General features: G+C 70.1%; 22 protein-coding genes. 9 read left to right on the top strand and 13 right to left on the bottom strand.

The features are described from left to right. Nucleotides 1–9 precede the first annotated feature (9 nt). Nucleotides 10–435, bottom strand: a complete 426-nt coding sequence (locus tag BMZ45_RS10070; protein WP_091635771.1) for a VOC family protein — start codon at nt 433–435, stop codon at nt 10–12. Nucleotides 436–507: 72 nt separating this feature from the next. Between BMZ45_RS10070 and BMZ45_RS10065 the strand changes: the two genes are divergently transcribed. Beyond that, complete coding sequence (locus tag BMZ45_RS10065; protein WP_091635768.1) at nt 508–1,080, top strand: TetR/AcrR family transcriptional regulator; 573 nt, start codon at nt 508–510, stop codon at nt 1,078–1,080. Nucleotides 1,081–1,086: 6 nt separating this feature from the next. On the opposite strand, the gene BMZ45_RS10060 is transcribed toward BMZ45_RS10065, so the two are convergent. Beyond that, a complete protein-coding gene (locus tag BMZ45_RS10060) occupies nt 1,087–1,431 on the bottom strand; it encodes a hypothetical protein (protein WP_091635764.1) in 345 nt (114 codons plus the stop codon). 128 nt (nt 1,432–1,559) lie between these two features. Here BMZ45_RS10060 and BMZ45_RS10055 point away from each other — a divergent pair, with 128 nt between their 5' ends. Next, nucleotides 1,560–2,180, top strand: a complete 621-nt coding sequence (locus BMZ45_RS10055; protein ID WP_091635762.1) for a GIY-YIG nuclease family protein — start codon at nt 1,560–1,562, stop codon at nt 2,178–2,180. A gap of 6 nt (nt 2,181–2,186) precedes the next feature. Here BMZ45_RS10055 and BMZ45_RS10050 read toward each other — a convergent pair whose 3' ends face one another. Continuing rightward, on the bottom strand, nt 2,187–3,446 hold the full coding sequence (locus BMZ45_RS10050; RefSeq protein ID WP_091635759.1) for an RNA polymerase sigma factor: 1,260 nt from the start codon (nt 3,444–3,446) through the stop codon (nt 2,187–2,189). Next, nucleotides 3,431–3,835 carry a YciI family protein gene (locus BMZ45_RS21830; protein ID WP_091635757.1) on the bottom strand — a complete coding sequence of 135 codons (405 nt, stop codon included), beginning with the start codon at nt 3,833–3,835 and terminating at the stop codon, nt 3,431–3,433. The genes BMZ45_RS10050 and BMZ45_RS21830 overlap by 16 nt, the downstream gene beginning before the upstream one ends. A gap of 253 nt (nt 3,836–4,088) precedes the next feature. Between BMZ45_RS21830 and BMZ45_RS10040 the strand changes: the two genes are divergently transcribed. After that, nucleotides 4,089–4,352: a hypothetical protein gene (locus tag BMZ45_RS10040; protein WP_091635754.1), complete on the top strand. Its 264-nt coding sequence runs from the start codon at nt 4,089–4,091 to the stop codon at nt 4,350–4,352. Nucleotides 4,353–4,430: 78 nt separating this feature from the next. Continuing rightward, nucleotides 4,431–5,024 (top strand): HAD family hydrolase, encoded by a 594-nt coding sequence (locus tag BMZ45_RS10035; protein WP_091635752.1) that lies wholly within the window; start codon nt 4,431–4,433, stop codon nt 5,022–5,024. Nucleotides 5,025–5,066: 42 nt separating this feature from the next. Here BMZ45_RS10035 and BMZ45_RS10030 read toward each other — a convergent pair whose 3' ends face one another. Continuing rightward, the gene (locus BMZ45_RS10030; RefSeq protein WP_091635749.1) at nt 5,067–6,038 is read right to left on the bottom strand and encodes an alpha/beta fold hydrolase; all 972 of its coding nucleotides are present in this window, start codon (nt 6,036–6,038) and stop codon (nt 5,067–5,069) included. 141 nt (nt 6,039–6,179) lie between these two features. Here BMZ45_RS10030 and BMZ45_RS10025 point away from each other — a divergent pair, with 141 nt between their 5' ends. The 5 genes from BMZ45_RS10025 (at nt 6,180) to BMZ45_RS10005 (ending at nt 11,681) form a co-directional block, all read left to right on the top strand. Further along, on the top strand, nt 6,180–7,016 hold the full coding sequence (locus tag BMZ45_RS10025) for a helix-turn-helix domain-containing protein (protein ID WP_217643180.1): 837 nt from the start codon (nt 6,180–6,182) through the stop codon (nt 7,014–7,016). A 10-nt stretch (nt 7,017–7,026) separates the two neighbouring features. Further along, nucleotides 7,027–8,172: a sensor histidine kinase gene (locus BMZ45_RS10020; protein ID WP_175489027.1), complete on the top strand. Its 1,146-nt coding sequence runs from the start codon at nt 7,027–7,029 to the stop codon at nt 8,170–8,172. Nucleotides 8,173–8,530: 358 nt separating this feature from the next. Next, complete coding sequence (locus tag BMZ45_RS10015) at nt 8,531–9,682, top strand: sensor histidine kinase (RefSeq protein ID WP_091635741.1); 1,152 nt, start codon at nt 8,531–8,533, stop codon at nt 9,680–9,682. Further along, nucleotides 9,679–10,458 carry a LytR/AlgR family response regulator transcription factor gene (locus BMZ45_RS10010; protein WP_091635738.1) on the top strand — a complete coding sequence of 260 codons (780 nt, stop codon included), beginning with the start codon at nt 9,679–9,681 and terminating at the stop codon, nt 10,456–10,458. Before BMZ45_RS10015 ends, BMZ45_RS10010 begins: the two co-directional genes overlap by 4 nt. Nucleotides 10,459–10,583: 125 nt before the next feature. Then, complete coding sequence (locus tag BMZ45_RS10005; protein WP_091635735.1) at nt 10,584–11,681, top strand: serine hydrolase domain-containing protein; 1,098 nt, start codon at nt 10,584–10,586, stop codon at nt 11,679–11,681. Between the two features lie 24 nt (nt 11,682–11,705). On the opposite strand, the gene BMZ45_RS10000 is transcribed toward BMZ45_RS10005, so the two are convergent. From BMZ45_RS10000 to BMZ45_RS09970, 8 genes are all read right to left on the bottom strand, one after another. After that, nucleotides 11,706–12,077 (bottom strand): VOC family protein, encoded by a 372-nt coding sequence (locus BMZ45_RS10000; protein WP_091635732.1) that lies wholly within the window; start codon nt 12,075–12,077, stop codon nt 11,706–11,708. Nucleotides 12,078–12,132: 55 nt separating this feature from the next. Beyond that, nucleotides 12,133–12,558: a hypothetical protein gene (locus BMZ45_RS09995; RefSeq protein WP_091635729.1), complete on the bottom strand. Its 426-nt coding sequence runs from the start codon at nt 12,556–12,558 to the stop codon at nt 12,133–12,135. A 69-nt stretch (nt 12,559–12,627) separates the two neighbouring features. Next, entirely contained in the window at nt 12,628–13,125 is a 498-nt protein-coding gene (locus BMZ45_RS09990) for an SRPBCC family protein (protein ID WP_091635727.1), read from the bottom strand. Nucleotides 13,126–13,137: 12 nt separating this feature from the next. Then, on the bottom strand, nt 13,138–13,491 hold the full coding sequence (locus BMZ45_RS09985) for an ArsR/SmtB family transcription factor (RefSeq protein ID WP_091635724.1): 354 nt from the start codon (nt 13,489–13,491) through the stop codon (nt 13,138–13,140). Nucleotides 13,492–13,617: 126 nt separating this feature from the next. After that, nucleotides 13,618–14,247 (bottom strand): DUF998 domain-containing protein, encoded by a 630-nt coding sequence (locus BMZ45_RS09980; protein WP_175489026.1) that lies wholly within the window; start codon nt 14,245–14,247, stop codon nt 13,618–13,620. Further along, the gene (locus tag BMZ45_RS21655) at nt 14,244–14,648 is read right to left on the bottom strand and encodes a hypothetical protein (RefSeq protein WP_175489025.1); all 405 of its coding nucleotides are present in this window, start codon (nt 14,646–14,648) and stop codon (nt 14,244–14,246) included. The genes BMZ45_RS09980 and BMZ45_RS21655 overlap by 4 nt, the downstream gene beginning before the upstream one ends. Nucleotides 14,649–14,734: 86 nt before the next feature. Next, on the bottom strand, nt 14,735–15,502 hold the full coding sequence (locus BMZ45_RS09975) for a LytR/AlgR family response regulator transcription factor (RefSeq protein ID WP_091635719.1): 768 nt from the start codon (nt 15,500–15,502) through the stop codon (nt 14,735–14,737). Then, the gene (locus BMZ45_RS09970) at nt 15,495–16,763 is read right to left on the bottom strand and encodes a histidine kinase (RefSeq protein ID WP_091635716.1); all 1,269 of its coding nucleotides are present in this window, start codon (nt 16,761–16,763) and stop codon (nt 15,495–15,497) included. Before BMZ45_RS09970 ends, BMZ45_RS09975 begins: the two co-directional genes overlap by 8 nt. Nucleotides 16,764–16,815 lie beyond the last annotated feature (52 nt).

The following is a 16,815-nucleotide window of genomic DNA, read 5'->3' as shown; positions in this document are numbered from 1 at the left end:
CGTGCGCGCTCAGGTCGGCAGCGCGCCGGCCTCGTACTGCTGGGCGTAGTCCGCGCTCGGCGGGATCGGCTTGATCACGTCGATCAGCACGCCGTTGGGGTCGGCGGTGATGAAGTGGCGCTGGCCGAAATCCTCGTCGCGCAGCGAGCGCAGGATGGGCAGGCCAGCGGCCCGCAGACGATCGTGCACGGCGTCGACGTCCTCGACCTCGAAGTTCAGCAGCAGGCCGCAAGCGCGGCCGCGTGCGAGTTCGGGGATGGTCTCGTGGCCGCCGTCGAGCACGGCCAGATTGACCGCAGGGTCGCCATCCAACTGCAGATGCACATACCAGTCGGCGCTGAACAGCGCGACGAAGCCGAAGTGCCGGCGGTAGAAGTCGGCGGTGGCGGCGACGTCGGCGGTCATGAGCACGGGGTAGTAGCTGGTCACTTTCACGGTCGGCTCCTGGGGAATAACATACAGGCTGTATGCAATTGCCAAATTAACATACAGGCTGAATGTATTTCAATGAGCGCCCACCGCAGCAACCGCGAACGCACCGATGCCACCCGCCTGGCCCTGCTTGAGGCCGCGCGCGGCCTGTTCGTGGAGCGGGGCTATGCCGACACCTCGACCCCGGACATCTGCGCGGCCGCCGGCATCACCCGCGGCGCGCTCTATCACCACTACGCCGACAAGCGCGATCTGTTCCGTCACGTGCTGACGCGCGAGGCCGGGGCGGTGGCGGCCGACATCGAGGCCGCGGCGCCCGCGCTCGCCGATCCGCGCGCGGCCCTGCTGGCCGGCAGCCAGGCCTACCTCGCCGCGATGGCGGTACCCGGCCGGACCCGATTGCTGTTGATCGACGGCCCGGCGGTGCTGGGCCTGGCCGAACTGACCGCGCTGGACGACGCCCACGCCGCGCGCACGCTGCGCGAGGGGCTGGCCGCGGCGATGGCGCGCGCGCCGTCCGAGATCGACGCCTATGCGCGCCTGCTGTCGGCCGCGTTCGATCGCGCGGCCTTGGAGATCGACGCCGGTGCCGACGCCCAGGCGATACGCGCGGCGATGCAGGACCTGCTGACGCGCGCGATCGCCTGAGCGCGTTCAAGCCGCGGCGAATGGCGTCGGCACGTAGGAGGCCATGTCGGCGCGGATGCCGAGCTCGCGCATGAACTGGGCGGGGTCGAAGCCGGTTTCGGTGTAGTGCCGCTGCATCGCGGCCTTGGCTGCGGCCACCGCTTCGGCGTTTTCCCATTCGACCAGGGTGGCGACGTCGTACTCGCCGCTGGGGCCGGTCCGGCTCAGTACGAGGTTCTGCTTGCAGCCCGGCATGGCGTCCAGGGTCCGCTGGGTGAGGCGCAGGCGTTCGGTGAAGGCCGGCATCGCCGCGGCGGGCACGACGAAATGATCTAGACGGTAGACCGGGGTAGGGGCGACGGACTGGGACATGCGCGATCCTCGATGCGTGGCGGCGGCCGCAATGGCCGTGTGGCGCGCAGTCTGCGACCTCAAGCGAAGTTGAGGTCAATAGGCGACGCGTCGCAGCGGATGCGCGTTTGAGGATTTAGGCTGTGGCGATGGCGTTCCTGTCCAGCGGCGATCCCGATGTCACCCACAGCGCCAGCGAGGGGCGCTGTTATCTGTATGTGCTGCCCTGCGCCTACGAGGACCTGCTCAAGCTGGGCTTTTCGCGCAGCCCGCTGCGCCGCCTGGGCGAGCTGCAGACGCGCTACTACGAAACCTTCGATCTGGAGCGCGCGTTCCTGGTCGAAACCGAAACCGTGCGCGACGCGCGCGACCTCGAACTCACCCTGCGGCATGCCCTGCGCGAACACCAGGCGCCGGCGCCGCTGCTGATCCGGCGCGAGGCCGCCGGCCACACCGAGTGGTACCGCGGCGCCTACGCCTTGCTGCGCGCGCAGGCCGATGCGCTGGGCGGGCGCGGCTATCGCCTGCATGCGCCCTTGCGCGACTGGCTGGCGCAGGCGCTGCTCGCGCATTCCGACGCGCTCTATGCCTGGGGCGCGAGCGTGCTGGACGCGCTGGGCGGCGACCCCGAGCAATTGCAGACGCCGGCGCTGGCAGGCTTGCGTACTCAGGTGCTGGACGCGTTGGATGCCTATCCGGCCTTGGGGCTCGATCTGGATGGACGCCTGCCCGAAGCGCTATACGCCTGGCATCGCGCGCGCCGCGGCTGAGCGCGTCTAGGCTTGCTCGGACAAGCGGGCCGCCTGGCGGCGCAAGTAGTCGCGCTCCGGAATGCTGGCGGTGCGCATGGCCGCGCCGCGGTAGCAGGCGATCGCGGCCTCGCGCTCGCCGGCGCGCTCGTGCAGATGCGCGCGCACCGCGTCCAGACGGTAGTGACCGCTCAGGCGTGGATCGGCGTCGAGCTCGCGCAGGCGCGCCAGCCCGTGCGCGGGGCCGTGGACCATGGCCGCCGCGATGGCGTGGTTGAGCGCGACCATGGGGTTGTCCGACATCCGCAGCAGCAGGCCGTACAAGGCCAGAATCTGGGCCCAGTCGGTGTCCTCGTAGCGCTGCGCTTCGTCGTGCACGGCCGCGATCGCGGCCTGCAGTTGATAAGGGCCGACCGCGCCGCGCGCCAGCGTGCGGCTGATCAGCGCCACGCCCTCGGCGATCGCGCGCCGGTCCCAGCGCGCGCGGTCCTGCGCTTCCAGCGGTATCAGTTCGCCGTCGGGCCCGCTGCGGGCCTCGCGGCGCGCGTCGGTGAGCAGCATCAGCGCGAGCAGACCGGCCGCTTCGCCGTCCTGCGGCAGGCCGCGCTGGACCTCGCGCGCGAGCCGGATCGCTTCCTGGGCCAGATCCTCGCGCTGCAGGCGCTCGCCGGCGCTGCTGACGTAGCCTTCGTTGAAGATCAGGTACAGCACGTGCAACACCGAAGCCAGGCGCTCGCCGCGCTCGTGCGGATCGGGAATCTCGAAGGGCACGCCGGAGTCGCGGATGCGCTGCTTGGCCCGGCTGATGCGCTGGGCCATGGTCGCCTCCGGCACCAGGAACGCATTCGCGATCTCGGCCGTGCTCAGGCCGCCGACTGCGCGCAAGGTCAGGGCGATCGCCGACGGCGGCGTCAGCGCGGGATGACAGCACATGAATAAGAGAATCAGCGCATCGTCCTGGCCGACGTCGGATGCGTCGGGCGCGGGCGCCAGCCATTCGTCCTCCGGCGTCAGCCGCAGCGCTTCGGCTTCGCGCCGGCGGCGCGCGAGTTCGCTGCGGATGTGATCGGTCATGCGCCGCGCCGCGACCTGGATCAGCCAGGCGCGCGGATGCTCGGGCACGCCCTGTTGCGGCCATTGCAGCGCCGCGGCCAGCAGCGCTTCCTGCACCGCGTCCTCGGACGCGGCGAAATCGCCGTAGCGGCGCACCACCGCGCCCAACACCTGCGGCGCGAGGCTGCGCAGCAGGTGTTCGGCGCGCGGCGCGGGGCTTACGAGGCCTCGCACGCCGAATGATCCATGACCCGGCGCACTTCGACCGGCAGGTTCAATGCCGCGCCGCCGGGACCGGGCCCGGCCGACCAGCGCGCGGCGATCTCGTAGGCGCGCTGGGCGCTGTCGACATCGACGATCAGATAGCCGGCGAGGAATTCCTTGGATTCCGGGAACGGCCCGTCGGTGACCGCCGGGCTGCCGTCGGCGCGCGCGTGCACCAGGATCGCCGCCTCGGGGCCGGTCAGGCCTTGAACCTGGACGAATTCGCCCGATTCGACCAGGTCGTGGTTCATGCGGCGCAGGTAGTCCATGTGCGCGTTCACGTCCTGCTCGGGCCACAGCTCCATCCGCGACACGTTCCAGTCGGCGTTCGGGAAGGTCATCATCAACATGTACTTCATGGCTAGGTTCCTGGGTGGGCGGCGCCCGGAATGGGCGCTGGCATGGAGTAGTCGGAGCAGGGGGCGGCTGCTCTACATGCCGGCGAAAAATAATTCCGGCCATCTTAGGGCGGGGCGGCGGGCGCGTTCACGTGCGCGCGCTCGCGGCGTTTCTAGGGATGGGGACCCAGGCCGGACCGGCCGACCCCGCCGGTGCGCCGCGCAGGCCGCCGTTCCCGCTCCGCAGGCGGAGCCAACCGCGAGAGGTAGCCACATGCCCGTACTCGGCGCAGTAACCTTCACCCTGAAATCCGGCAAAGTCTGCGGCCCGTACAACGCGACCCGCGAGACCGCCGACAACTACGTCGACGTGACCAAGGGCGGCAAGGACTATCCGACGCCGCTGGACTTCAACAAGTTCAAGACCGTGGCCTCGTTGACGTTCAAGCCGGGCGTCGGCGGCGCCACCACCTGGACCAGTTGGACCTACTACAACAACGGCCAGTGGGCGGTGGACCGCTTCACCAATCTGGCCTGAGCCGATCGGGCCTCGTCGCCCGCCGGGGCGAGCCCCGTTATGCTGCGGTTCCCTCCACCCAGGCGAACCGCAGCCGGCATGAATCTGGCGCTCTTCGATTTCGACGGCACCATCAGCGACCGCGAACTGTTCGCCGATTTCGTCGCGCGCGCGGTGCCGCCGCAACGGCTGCGCCGAGGGCGCTGGCTGTTCGCGCCGATGGTGCTGGGCTACAAGCTCGGCCTGGTGTCGGGCAGCACGATCCGCGCGCGGGTGGCGCGGTTCGGCTTCCGCGGCTTGGACGCCGCGCAGGCCGAACAGGCCGGGCGTCGCTTCGCCGACGAAGTGCTGCCCGGCGCGATCCGGCCCGAAGCATGGGAGCGCATCGCCTGGCACCGCGAGCAGGGCGACACCGTGGTGGTGGTGTCCGGTGCCTTCGATCTGTATCTGCGCCATTGGTGCGAGCGCCATGGCCTGGACTGGATTTGCTCGTCGCTGGAAGTCGAGGACGGCGTGCTGACCGGCGACTATCGCGGCGCCCAATGCGTGGGCCCGGAGAAACCCCGTCGCGTCAGCGAACGCTATGACCTGTCGCGCTACGCGCAGATCTATGCCTACGGCGACACGCGCGAGGACCTGGACCTGCTGGCGCTCGCGCACCGGCGCTGGTACCGCTGGCAGGAAGTCGCCTGAGGCGCGGCGCCTCGGCCTGGCCGGGACGCCGCGCACGCAGGCTCAGGCCGCGTCCCACAGGCGCAGCGCTTCCTCGGCGATCACGTCGGGGCGTTCTTCCGGCCAGAACAGCTTGCTGCCCTCCAGGCGGCGGGTGCCCTGATAGCGGCCGAAGCTGCGTTCCAGATGCTCGGCGCCGGCCGGCGAAAAGATCGTGTCGCCCATGCCCCAGACCACCCGCACCGGCGCGGTGCTGCGCTTGAGCGCCGCGCCCACGCCTTCGAGCACGTTGTGGTCCAGCGCGACCGCGTAGGCGTGCACGCGCGCCTTGCTCTGCGCCGAGGCCACCAAGGGCGAGAAGTAGCTGTCGATGGCCTCGTCGCTGGGGTGGGACGGATCCAGGTAGCACATGCCGCCGATGCCGTCCGGCGAACGCGCCAGGGCGTGGTCGGCATGCCAGGGCGCCAGCCACTGGTCGACGAACTTGCCTTCGCGCGACAGCGCGATCACCGGCAGCATGGCCGCGGGCGGGCATTCGATCTCGGTGTCGCAGTTGGTCAGCAGCAGCGAGCGCACGCGTTCGGGATGGCGCGCCAGCAGCAACTGCGCGACCGCGCCGCCGCTGTCGCTGGCGATCAGGTCGGCACGCTCGATCGACAGGCGGTCCATCAGCGCCAGCAGCATTTCGACCTGGGCATCCGGGGCCACGCTCTGGCCCTCGGCCACCTCGGTATGGCCCAGGCCCATGAAGTCCGGCGCCACGCAGCGGCGATAGGGCGCCAGGCGTTCGATCGCGCCGCGCCATTGGAAGCTGTTGAGCGGGAAACCGTGCAGGAACAGCGCGGCCGCGCCGCGACCGCGTTCGACGTAGGCGATGCGGCCGAAGCGGGTACGCGCATAGCGGCGCGCGGCCTTGAACGCGGCCGCGTTCAAGGGGCCGGTGGCGGCCGGGGCGGCGGCCAGGCCGACAGTGGTGGCGAGGGCGCCGGCAGCGAGTGCGCCGGTGGAGAGAGCGAGAAAGCGCCTGCGGTTCATGGGGTAGCTCCGTCGAAGGACCGTCCTTCGTTGGCGCAAATGATTGGCGTTTGAGGTCATGCCCTCAATGTCGTCGCAGGTCATGCTTCCATGACCTGGCAGGTCATGGTTTTGGCTACCGGGCGTCGTAAGATGGGTGCGATGGACACAGCCGTCGCACGCGCCACCTCGTCCGCCGCACCGACCCAGGTCGGCGCTCTGCTGCGCGAATGGCGCGCGGCAAGGCGTCTGAGTCAGCTCGATCTGGCCCTGGACGCGGGGCTGTCGGCGCGTCACCTGAGCTGCGTGGAGACCGGCAAGGCCCAGGCCAGCCGCGAGGTGATCGCGCGCCTGGCCGATGCGCTGGAAATGCCGCTGCGCGAGCGCAATGCGCTGCTGGTCGCGGCCGGCTACGCGCCCAAGTACCCGGAGACCGCGCTCAACACGCCCGAACTGTCGCAGGTGCGGCGCGCGATCGAGTTCATTCTGGCCCAGCAGGAACCGTACCCGGCCTTCGTGCTCAACCGGCGCTGGGACGTGCTGATGGCCAATGCCGCGGCGATGCGCGTGAACGCCTATGTGATGCGCGGCAAGCCCAGCGCGCACGCCAACATGATCCGGCAGTTCTTCGACCCTCAGGACCTGCGCCCGGCGGTGGCGAATTGGGAGGAGGTCGCCGGCGATCTGATCCGTCACCTGCACGACGAGGTCGCGGCCGCGCCTGGCGATGCCGCCGCGCGCGCCTTGCTGGACGAGGTGCTGGCCTATCCGGGCGTGCCCGCGCGCTGGCGCCATCGCGACCTCGGCGCGACGCCCACGCCGCTGCTGACCACCGTGCTGCGCCGCGACGAACACCTGCTGCGGTTCTTCTCCACCATCACCACCTTCGGCACGCCGCGCGACGTGACCATCGACGAGCTGCACATCGAGTGCTGCTTCCCGGTCGACGATGCCACCGCCGAGCAGTGCCGCGCGCTCGCGCGCGACGCGGGCGGCTAGCCGAACGCGCATGGACCGTACGGCGTCTGTGGGCGACGAGCTGCGCGATCCGACGGCGCCGTCGAAGTCGATCGGCAGCGCGCTGCAGGCCACGCCGATGTCGCCGTATTGGCTGCCGGTGCTGGTCGGTCTGCCCTTGATCGCGTGCACCCTGCTGATGGCCTTGCCGGTGTTCGGACGCGAGGTCGCGGTGTTCTTCTGGAGCGTGTTCCTGCTCGCCAACCTGATGTGGATGTGGCCGTTGACCGCGATTCAGGACGCGATGCGCCGTCGCGGCACGGCCAAGTGGGTGATGGCGCTGGCGCTGCTGGTCATCACCTACCTGATGTCGGTGACCAACAACCTGATTTGCGCGGTGATTTCGCGCACGCGCGGCTGGCCGCAGGACTATCCGCTGGACTGGAGCCTGCTGCTCACCGGCTTCGATATCTGCTGGCTGGTGATGATCGCCTTCTGCGTCGTGCATGCGAGCACGGCCTACTACGCCGAACTGCAGGAGGCCAAGGCGCGCAACCGCCAGGCGCTGGCCTTGACCCGCGAGGCCGAGTTGCGCGCGCTGCGCTATCAGTTGCATCCGCATTTCCTGTTCAACACGCTCAACGCGATCTCCAGCCTGGTGGCCGAGGACCGCAGCGGCGACGCGCGCCAGATGATCGCGCGCCTGGCCGAGTTCTTGCGCGCCACCCTGGAGAGCGGCGACCGCCACGAGGTGCTGCTGGCCGAGGAACTGGCGCTCACCGAGACCTATCTGGAAATCGAGCGCGCGCGCCTGGGCGCGCGTCTGCGCCTGCGCTGGAGCGTCGGCCCGGACACGTTGCGCGCGCGCGTGCCGGCGCTGCTGCTGCAGCCGCTGGTGGAGAACGCGATTCGCCATGGCATCGCGCCGCGCGCCGAGCCGGGCCGTCTCGAGATCCGGATCGAGCGCGACGGCGACCGCCTGCACCTGCATGTGGGCAACGACGGTGCGGGCGACACCCGGCCGTTCCAGTCCGGCCGCAGCGTCGCCCCGCTGGGGCTGCGCAACATCCTCGAACGCCTGCGCGCGCTGTACCCGCAGGCGCATTCCTTCGCTGCCGGCGGGCGCGCCGACGGCGGCTACGAGGTGCGGCTGTCGCTGCCGTTCCGGGAAACCGAAGCGGCCGCCCTGGCCGGCTGAACGCAACCGGCCGCGGTCGCGCCGCGGGCCGAGACGGGGCGGCGCCAGCAGCCGGCGCACACGGTTTCGGCCCGCCGCACGCGCCTACCGCTTCGTCGCAAGAGCGCCTGCGCGCGCTGGCCGCGCGCGCCGCGCTGAGGCCCAATGGAGCCTCGCTCGAACCGGCATCGCCGTTCCGTCACGCGTCCACGGCGCGGCGGCGCCGTTTCGAGCGCCTATTGCGTTGCCAGGGAAGGCGACTCTTTCTGCCGCTACGCCGGCCTGCGCGCCGGCACACGAACGGCACATCGGGCTTGGTCGCAGGCGACATACGCTGGAGAATCGGCTTGCCGCTTCATTACGACCTGCCGAACCCGATATGAGCACCCCCGCCGCGATTCCGGATCCCAGCATCGACCCGGCATCCGCCGACACGCCGGCGCAGGACCCGCCCGGTTCGGGACGGGTGTGGCTGTCCTTGCTGGCGCGCCTGCTGCTGGGCGTGTGCACCGTACTGATCGCGCTGCCGTCGCTGGACGACCCGCACGAGACCGCGTACTGGGCGACCTTCCTGCTCGCCAACCTGATCTGGATGTCGCCGCTGACCGCGATCCAGCACCTGTTCTGGCGGCGCGGCATCTCCAAGTGGACCATGGTGATCGCGCTGCTGGTGATCACCTACCTGATGTCGGTGCTGAGCAACCTGGCCGCGCACTGGATCGCCAACACCCAGGGCTCGGAATTCCGCGATCCGACCGACTGGACCCTGATCTTCGGCGGCGTCGGCGGCTGTTGGCTGGTGCTGATCGCCTACTGCGCGATCCAGTCGGTGATCACCTATTACGCCGACCTGCAGGACGCGCGCGAGCGCAACCGCCAGGCGCTGATGCTGGCCCAGGACGCCGAGCTGCGCGCGCTGCGCTATCAGATCAATCCGCACTTCCTGTTCAACACCCTCAACGCGATCTCGGCCCTGGTCGCCGAGGACCGCAATCGCGAAGCCCAGCAGATGATCACGCGCCTGGCCGGTTTCCTGCGCGTGACCCTGGACGGCGCCGAGGGCCACGAGGTCGCGCTGGCCGACGAACTGGCGCTGACCGACACCTATCTGGAAATCGAGCGCGCGCGCCTGGGCCAGCGCCTGCGCCTGAAATGGAACATCGGGCCGGACACCCTGCGCGCGCGGGTGCCGGTGCTGCTGCTGCAGCCGCTGGTCGAGAACGCGATCCGCCACGGCATCGCCCAGCGCAGCGAGCCGGGCCGCCTGGACATCCGTATCGAGCGCGAGGGCGACCGCTTGCACCTGCACGTGGGCAACGACGGCGCGCCCGCGCCGGCGGCCTCGGGCGAGGACGCGCGCCGCGCCGGCGCGATCGGTCTGCGCAACATCGCCGAACGCCTGCAGGCGCTGTACCCGGATGCCCATAGCTTCGCCGCCGGCGCGCGCGCCGACGGCGGTTACGAAGTGCGCATGTCGCTGCCGTTCAACGAGGCGCCGGCGGCGCTGGTGGTCAAGGAGACTGAAGCATGATGCGAGTAGCGGTAATCGACGACGAACCCCTGGCGCGCAGCGGCGTGATCACTCGCCTGGCCGCGCATCCGGACATGCAGGTGGTGGGCGAATTCGCCGACGGCCCCTCGGCCCTGGCCGGCATCGTCGCGTTGGCGCCGGACCTGGTGTTCATCGATGTGCAGATGCCGGGCATGACCGGTCTGGAAGCGCTGGCCGCGCTGTCGCCGGAGCAGCGGCCGCTGGCGGTGCTGTTGACCGCCTACGAGAATTTCGCTGTGCGCGCCTTCGAGCTGCACGCGATCGACTACCTGCTCAAGCCGATCGACGACGAGCGCTTCGCCGAGGCGCTGGAGCGCGCGCGTCAGGCCCATCCCTATCGCCGCGCCGGCACCCAGCCGCCGGGCATGCTGGCCGCGCCCAGCGCGCAGCACGACGACGAGAGCAGCTGGCTGACCCGTTTCGTGGTGCGCGTGGGCCGGCGCGTGGCCTTCGTCGAAGCCTCCGAGGTCGAGTGGATCCAGGCCGACGGCGACTACGCCACCCTGCACGTGGGCGATCGCGGCTATCTGCTGCGCGAGTCGATGGGGCGTTTGTCGCGGCGTCTGGATCCGGCCCAGTTCGTGCGCGTGCATCGCTCCACCATCGTGCGGGTGGACTGCGTGGCCGAACTGCAGCCGCTGTCCAACCGCGACGCCATGCTGCGCCTGCGCGACGGTACCCCCGTGCGCGCCAGCCGCACCTATATCGAGCCGCTGCAGGCGCGCCTGCGCGGCCGCGTGGGTTTCGTCGGCTAAGCGATCCGCGGCGCGCTGCAACCGCGCGCGCCGCGGCGGTATCTCCGGCTCCGACCTTGGCGCTCGCGCCAAGCCTGGGAGCGGGCCGCACGGCGGCCCGGCGCCCGTTCGCACCGGAGCCGCGCATGAAATCCTGGATTCTGAGCTGGGCCCTGCTATGGTCCGCGGCCGGCGCCGCGCAAGCGCAGGCGGTCGCGCCCACCCTCGACGCCTTCGTCGCCGACTACGCCCGCGCCCACGACTTCAGCGGCACCGTGCTGGTCGCGCGCGACGGCAAGGCCGAGTACCTGGCCAGTTTCGGCCTGGCCAATCTGCCGTTCCGCGTGCCCAACACACCAGGCACGCGCTACAAGATCGCCTCGATCACCAAGACCTTCACCGCGGTGCTGATCCTGCAGCTGCGCGATCAGGGCCGGCTCGATCTGGAACGCAGCATCGCCGCCTATCTGCCCGACTACGCGGGCGAGGGCGCGCAGGACGTGCGCCTGCGGCAACTGCTCAACCACACCTCGGGTCTGACCAATCTGGACACGGTCAAGGACGCCCAGACCGCGATCCGCGACGGACTGCCCGTGTACCAACTTCCGCACAGCAGCGATGCGCTGTTGTCGCGGTACTGCGCGGGCAAGCGGGTGGCCGCGCCGGGCGCCGTCTTCGACTACAACAACTGCGACTACATCGTGCTCGGCAAAATCGTCGAGCGCGTGACCGGGCAAAGCTACGAGCAGGCATTGCGCGAACGCATCCTGCAGCCGCTGGGCCTGGCCGACACCGGGCTGCTGCGCCAGGACCGCATCGTCGAACGCCTGGCCGATACCTACTTCGACCGCGACGGCGCGGGCGCGATGACGCCGGATCTGCCCGCCTACCCGGAGAACTGGTACGCGGCCGGCGCGATGTATTCCAGCGCGCAGGACCTGGCGACCTTCGCCGACGCGCTGTACGGCGGCCGTCTGCTCAGCGCCGATTCGCTGCGGCGCATGCTGCGCCCGGGCCTGGACGACTACGGCTATGGGCTGTGGAGCTATGAGATGAAGATCGGCGGCCGCAAGCGTTGGGTGGCCAAGCGCCCGGGTCAGATCATGGGCGCGCGCAGCCAGCTGTTGCGCGTGATCGAGCCGCGCATCAGCGTGGTGATCCTGAGCAATGCCGGCAGCGCCGATCTCGACGAATTCGTCGCCGAGATCGCCCGCCGCGCGGGCGCGCCGGCGTCGCCGCCTTGAAGCGGCCACGGCCTGGCGCGCGCCTCAGGCCTTGGGCTTGAGCTGATGCAGCAGGATCGAGTTGCCTTCCGAATCCAGGCACACCGCCATGCGGCAGACCGGGCTGTGGATGATGTCGCTCTTGAACGCCACGTCCTTGGACTTGAGGTCGGCGATCAGGGCGTCGAGGTCCTCGACCTCCAGTGCGATGGTGCCGCCGGCGGCGGCGCTGGGCGCGTCCGGCACGAAGTTGGTCAGGGCCAGGCAGCCGCCGTCGGGCAGGTCGTATTCGATCCACCAATTGTCGCCCTGGTGGCCGCTGGAGCCCGGCGTGAGGCCGAAGATTTCCTCGTAGAACTTGCGTGCGCGCGGCACGTCGCGGATCGGGTACATGGTGAACGCGACCTTCCTGAACATGGGTGGCTCTCCTGGCGCGTACGGCGATAAGGACGACGATGGATGGCGAGGGAATTCAGCGCCGGCGCGCGTACAGCCAGCCGCCGATCAAACAGCTGGGCAGGCCGGTGAGCGCGACCAGGATCGCGTACCAGGCCGGACCGAATTCGGGCCCGCGGCCCCAGGTCGCGACCACGCCGGCGATGCCGATCAGCGTGCCGATCAGGCCCAGCGCCCACACATGCGCCATCGGCCGCTGCGGCGCCAGCCGGGCGCACAGATAGCCGCCGAGCACGGTGTAGACCGCGCGATAGCCGAGCGCGAGCAGCCACAGGCCGCTGCTCATCGGCTGGAACCAGGCGGGGAACACGCCGCTGGCGTGCAGGATCACGTCGGTGGCGGTGGACAGCAGCATCACCGAAAGCAGGCCCGACAGCACGGCGACGATGCTGCGGCCGATGCGTCGCTGGGGAACGGCGGAACTGGCGGTAGGAGCGTTCATGGCGTGTCCTTCGCGCTGCGCGCGCTGGATGGGGCAGGGGACGCGGGCGCGGCGCGCCCGCGCGTGGGATCAGGACGCGGTCGCGGCCGCGCCGGCCAGGAACGCCTCGAGCTTGTCGTAGCCGGCCGCGATGCCCTGTTCCATGTTGCTGGCGAGCGCGCCGTCGCGCGCCTCGCGCGAGGCGTAGACGACGGTGGTGACCAGGGTGGTCTTGCCGTCGCGTTCGTTCAGCACCGCGGTGCCCACGGTTTCGCCGCCGGTCCAGTCCATATCGAAGCGCTCGGTGCGCACGATGCGCTGCGCGCGCTCGATCTCGCGGTGCACGCCGCCCATGCCCATCTCCACGCCTTCCGGCCCGCTCCAGACGTAGCGGTAAGCGCCGCCCACGCGCAGGTCGACCTCGCAGACGGTCAGGGTCCAGCCGTCGGGGCCGTGGAACCAGCGCTTGAGCAGTTCGGGTTTGGTCAGGGCGTCGAACACCAGGTCGCGCGGCGCGTCGAAGGCGCGCGTGATCACGATTTCGCGTTCGCCGGGGGCGGTGACGGTGAGGGCGTTGTGGCTGTGCATGGTCGGAACTCCTTAGCGTTTCTTGCGTGAGGTGGGCGACCGCTCGGTCTGCAATTCGTCGAGCAGCGCATCGAGGCGCCGATAGTTCTGTTCCCAGATCCGGCGGTAGTGCTCGAGCCAGACATTGGCCTCGGCCAAGGGCTGCGCTTCGATCCGGCAGGGGCGGCGCTGCGCATCGCGGCCGCGGGTGATGAGGCCGGCGTGTTCGAGCACCTTGAGGTGCTTGGAGATCGCCGGCTGGCTCATGGCGAACGGCTCGGCCAGTTCGGTCACCGTGGCCTCGCCGCTGGCGAGGCGGGCCAGGATCGCCCGTCGCGTGGGGTCGGCCAGGGCGGCGAAAGTGGCGTCGAGACGCTGGGTCTGCATATATATAACCGTAAAGTTATGTAACTTGTAGGTTATATACAGCCGCGCGGTCCCCGGGTCAAGTGCCGGCTTTGCGAATTCGAGGGGCGGGCGCGCCGGGCGGCGCGTCGGGCCGCGCGGAACGCCTCAGGCGCGCGGCGCGCGCAGGCGGCGCGCCAGATACCAGGCCGCGATCGCGATCGGCGGGTAGATCGCCAGGGTCGCCAGGCGCTGCAGCAGACCGGTGCAGGCGCGCGTGTCCCACCCGGTCCAGTGCGCCATGAACGGGATCAGGGCGAGGATCCACAGATTGGTCGCGAGCAGGTAACGCTTGATCGCGCGGCTGCGCTCCAGCGACCACAGCGCCAGGATCATGAAAGCGGGAAACAGCAGGATGCCGATCATCAGCGGACCCGAGCCGTGACGCGGGTGCGGCAGCGGGAAGTACGCGGCCTTGATCGAGACCACGGCATTGACGAGCAGGGCCAGGGTCACCAGCGCGATCGCCAAGGGCGGACGACCGAGCCGGCGCAGCGCGCCGGCGATACCGGCCGAGCCGATCAGGGTGGCGATGCCGGTCAGCACCGCGCCGCCGTTGAAGATCCACGGCAGCGGCGCGCGGTCGGAACCCAGCGTACTCGCAGCCTGGCGCAAGAAGCTGTAATCGGGAAAGAACGGCGCGGCGATCAACTGGGTGGCGTAGTAGACGAAGGGCACCGCGATCGCGCAGGCGAGCGCGGCCTGCAGGCCCGGCCCGGGCCGCGATTGCGCGCTCATCGCGCCGTCTCGACGCTGGCGGCCAACGCGGTGTCGGGCTGCGAGGATTCGCAATCGGGGCCGATCGTGGCCGGATGCTCGTGCTGACCGACGCACAGGTCCAGCGCCGCCGGCAGGCCGACGATCTCGCGGCTGTCGCCGACCTTCATGCTGAAGCGCTCGAAGGCCGGTTGACGGCAGTCCGATTGCCGCGGCGCGCACTCGCGCGCGAACAGCGCGTAGTGGCAGCGGCCGCTGTCGCTGGCGATGCATTCGAAGCGTCCGATCCCGGCTTGCACGCGGGTGCGCGCGTGCAGGGTGTCGTGGCCGTTGTTGATGGCGCGCGTGACCAGGGTGCTGCCGCCGGTCTCGCAGCCGAGCAGGGCGAACAGGAAATAGGCCAGGGCGATCAGATTTCGCATGCGACACCTCGAAGAGTGGACGAGCGCCGCCGACACGCGACCGGGTCGCATGGGCCTTGCTGCGTTTGGGAACGACAGGGTCGGAACTACATGTGTCGGAACAGCGCCATGAACGGCTGGCTCACGCTCAGCGTTTCCGGGCGTTGCTTGAGCCGTACCGTGCCGCGGCCGCTGTCGTCGCGCACGATCGCGGCGATCGTTTTCAGGTTGACGATGGTCGAACGGTGGATCTGCTTGAACACGTTCGGATCCAGTACGCCCAGCAGCTCGCGGATGGGCGTGCGCAGCAGCGCTTCGCCCTCGGCGGTGACCACGGTGGTGTATTTGTGGTCGGCGCGAAAGTAGACGACGTCGTCGACCAGGATCAGTCGGGTTTCGCGACCGGCGCTGGCGGTGATCCAGGTCAGCGGAGGCGCTTCCGGACGCGGCAGCTGGGCGCCGAGCTGGCGCAGCAGGTCGGCGAGCGCGCCGTTGTCGCCGCCGCTGTCGGCCGCGCGAGCGCGCAGGCGCTGCACGGTCGCGGCCAGGCGCTCCGGTGCGATCGGCTTGAGCAGGTAGTCGATCGCGCCGCGTTCGAAGGCATCCACCGCGTACTGGTCGTAGGCGGTCACGAACACGATCCGGGTCTGCGGGCTGGCCTCGGCCGCGGCGGCCGCGACTTCCAGGCCGCTGAGCCCGGGCATGCGGATGTCGAGGAAGGCCACGTCCGGCTTGTGCTCGGCGATGGCTTCCAAGGCCTCGGCGCCGTCCTCGCAGGCGGCGGCGATGTCCAGCTCGGGCCAGGCCTGGGCCAGCAGGTCCAACAGCGACTGGCGCAGCAGCGCTTCGTCTTCGGCGATGACGGCCTTAGCCATGACGTGCGTCTCGATCAAAAGCGGCGGGGACCGTGATGGTCGCGGCCACGCCGTTGGGGAAGTTGGCGACCACGGCCAGCGACGCGTCGGCGCCGTAGACCAGGCGCAGGCGTTCGCGCACGTTCTTCAGGCCGATGCCGGTGCCGCCGGGCTGGGCGCCGAAGCCTTCGCCGTCGTCGGCCACGGTCACCGCGACCGCGTTGCCGTCGCGGCGCGCGAGGATCCAGACCATGCCGCCGCCGCTGCGCGGCTCCAGGCCGTGCTTGATCGCGTTCTCGACCAGAGTCTGCAGCATCATCGGCGGCAGCGGCGTCTGGCGCAGCGCGTCGGGGACCTCGATCTGCACGGCCAGGCGCGGGCCCATGCGGATGCGCAGGATCTCCAGATAGGCCTGCGCGCGCTCGAGCTCCTGGCCCAGGGTCGACAACGCGTCTTCGGTGCGCGGCAGCGAGTGACGCAGGTACTGGATCAGATGGCCCAGCATCTCGTCGGCGCGTGCCGGATCGGTGCGGGTCAGGTACTGCGCGCTGGCCAGGGTGTTGTAGAGGAAGTGCGGTTCGACCTGCGCGTGCAACAGGCTGAGCTTGGCGACGGTGAGTTCCTTCTCGGTCACGGTCTGGGCGACCGCGGCCTGCTCGTTGCGGCGGCGCTCGGCGACGCGGCGCGCGATGGCGCGGGTGATCGCCTCGGCGTTCTCCAGATTGGTGCCGTCGTCGACGCGGAACCAGTCGCTCCAGGCGCCGCTTTCGGGCTCGCAGACCAGGGTGACGCTGCCGCTGCCGTCGCGCGGGGCGACCAGGGCGAGGATCTGATTGCGCGGCACGCCGAACCAGTTGAGCGGGTTGTAGCGGCCGAGCGGTCGGCGCCCGTAGGTGTCGGGGCGACGCACCTTGGCGCGCACCTGCAGGCTGTCGCGTGCGCTCTCGATCTCTTCGCTGCGCGGCAGTTCGCGGATCGCGGCGTCGAGCAGGTCGAAGGTTTCGCCGGCCTCGAACGGCACTTCGATCTGGCGGCGCTGGCGATTGGCCAGGGCGCTGCCGTCGATGTGGCCGGCGATCAGGCGCACCCGGCGCAGATGCGAGAACGCGCCGGTGATCACGAACGCCGCGACGATCAGTCCGATTAGGAACACCGGCCAGGGATCGTTGTCGCCGTAACTGCCGTCGACGCTGGGCAGCGCCGACCACGCCAGCGCCAGGATGAAGAACAACACCGTCCAGGCGGCGATGATGCGGACTAGGAAGAACAAGCTCTTGATCACGGTGCGGCCCGGCTACGTCGTTGCTGGCAAGCATAGCGACGGCCCGCGCCAG

The sequence above is a fragment of the Lysobacter sp. cf310 genome, assembly GCF_900114355.1.
GTDB lineage: Bacteria > Pseudomonadota > Gammaproteobacteria > Xanthomonadales > Xanthomonadaceae > Lysobacter.
This window is presented reverse-complemented; position numbering and strand designations above follow the sequence as displayed.

Excerpts from the sequence above, each read along its gene's own strand:
- BMZ45_RS10025 (WP_217643180.1), top strand. The coding sequence starts at position 6,180 with ATGGACACAGCCGTCGCACGCGCCACCTCGTCCGCCGCACCGACCCAG.
- BMZ45_RS10055 (WP_091635762.1), top strand. The coding sequence starts at position 1,560 with ATGGCGTTCCTGTCCAGCGGCGATCCCGATGTCACCCACAGCGCCAGC.
- BMZ45_RS21655 (WP_175489025.1), bottom strand. The coding sequence starts at position 14,648 with ATGCGAAATCTGATCGCCCTGGCCTATTTCCTGTTCGCCCTGCTCGGC.
- BMZ45_RS09990 (WP_091635727.1), bottom strand. The coding sequence starts at position 13,125 with ATGCACAGCCACAACGCCCTCACCGTCACCGCCCCCGGCGAACGCGAA.
- BMZ45_RS10020 (WP_175489027.1), top strand. The coding sequence starts at position 7,027 with ATGGACCGTACGGCGTCTGTGGGCGACGAGCTGCGCGATCCGACGGCG.
- BMZ45_RS10060 (WP_091635764.1), bottom strand. The coding sequence starts at position 1,431 with ATGTCCCAGTCCGTCGCCCCTACCCCGGTCTACCGTCTAGATCATTTC.
- BMZ45_RS10035 (WP_091635752.1), top strand. The coding sequence starts at position 4,431 with ATGAATCTGGCGCTCTTCGATTTCGACGGCACCATCAGCGACCGCGAA.
- BMZ45_RS09975 (WP_091635719.1), bottom strand. The coding sequence starts at position 15,502 with ATGGCTAAGGCCGTCATCGCCGAAGACGAAGCGCTGCTGCGCCAGTCG.
- BMZ45_RS09980 (WP_175489026.1), bottom strand. The coding sequence starts at position 14,247 with ATGAGCGCGCAATCGCGGCCCGGGCCGGGCCTGCAGGCCGCGCTCGCC.
- BMZ45_RS09995 (WP_091635729.1), bottom strand. The coding sequence starts at position 12,558 with ATGAACGCTCCTACCGCCAGTTCCGCCGTTCCCCAGCGACGCATCGGC.
- BMZ45_RS10015 (WP_091635741.1), top strand. The coding sequence starts at position 8,531 with ATGAGCACCCCCGCCGCGATTCCGGATCCCAGCATCGACCCGGCATCC.
- BMZ45_RS10005 (WP_091635735.1), top strand. The coding sequence starts at position 10,584 with ATGAAATCCTGGATTCTGAGCTGGGCCCTGCTATGGTCCGCGGCCGGC.
- BMZ45_RS10040 (WP_091635754.1), top strand. The coding sequence starts at position 4,089 with ATGCCCGTACTCGGCGCAGTAACCTTCACCCTGAAATCCGGCAAAGTC.
- BMZ45_RS10010 (WP_091635738.1), top strand. The coding sequence starts at position 9,679 with ATGATGCGAGTAGCGGTAATCGACGACGAACCCCTGGCGCGCAGCGGC.
- BMZ45_RS10030 (WP_091635749.1), bottom strand. The coding sequence starts at position 6,038 with ATGAACCGCAGGCGCTTTCTCGCTCTCTCCACCGGCGCACTCGCTGCC.
- BMZ45_RS10065 (WP_091635768.1), top strand. The coding sequence starts at position 508 with ATGAGCGCCCACCGCAGCAACCGCGAACGCACCGATGCCACCCGCCTG.
- BMZ45_RS09985 (WP_091635724.1), bottom strand. The coding sequence starts at position 13,491 with ATGCAGACCCAGCGTCTCGACGCCACTTTCGCCGCCCTGGCCGACCCC.
- BMZ45_RS10000 (WP_091635732.1), bottom strand. The coding sequence starts at position 12,077 with ATGTTCAGGAAGGTCGCGTTCACCATGTACCCGATCCGCGACGTGCCG.
- BMZ45_RS21830 (WP_091635757.1), bottom strand. The coding sequence starts at position 3,835 with ATGAAGTACATGTTGATGATGACCTTCCCGAACGCCGACTGGAACGTG.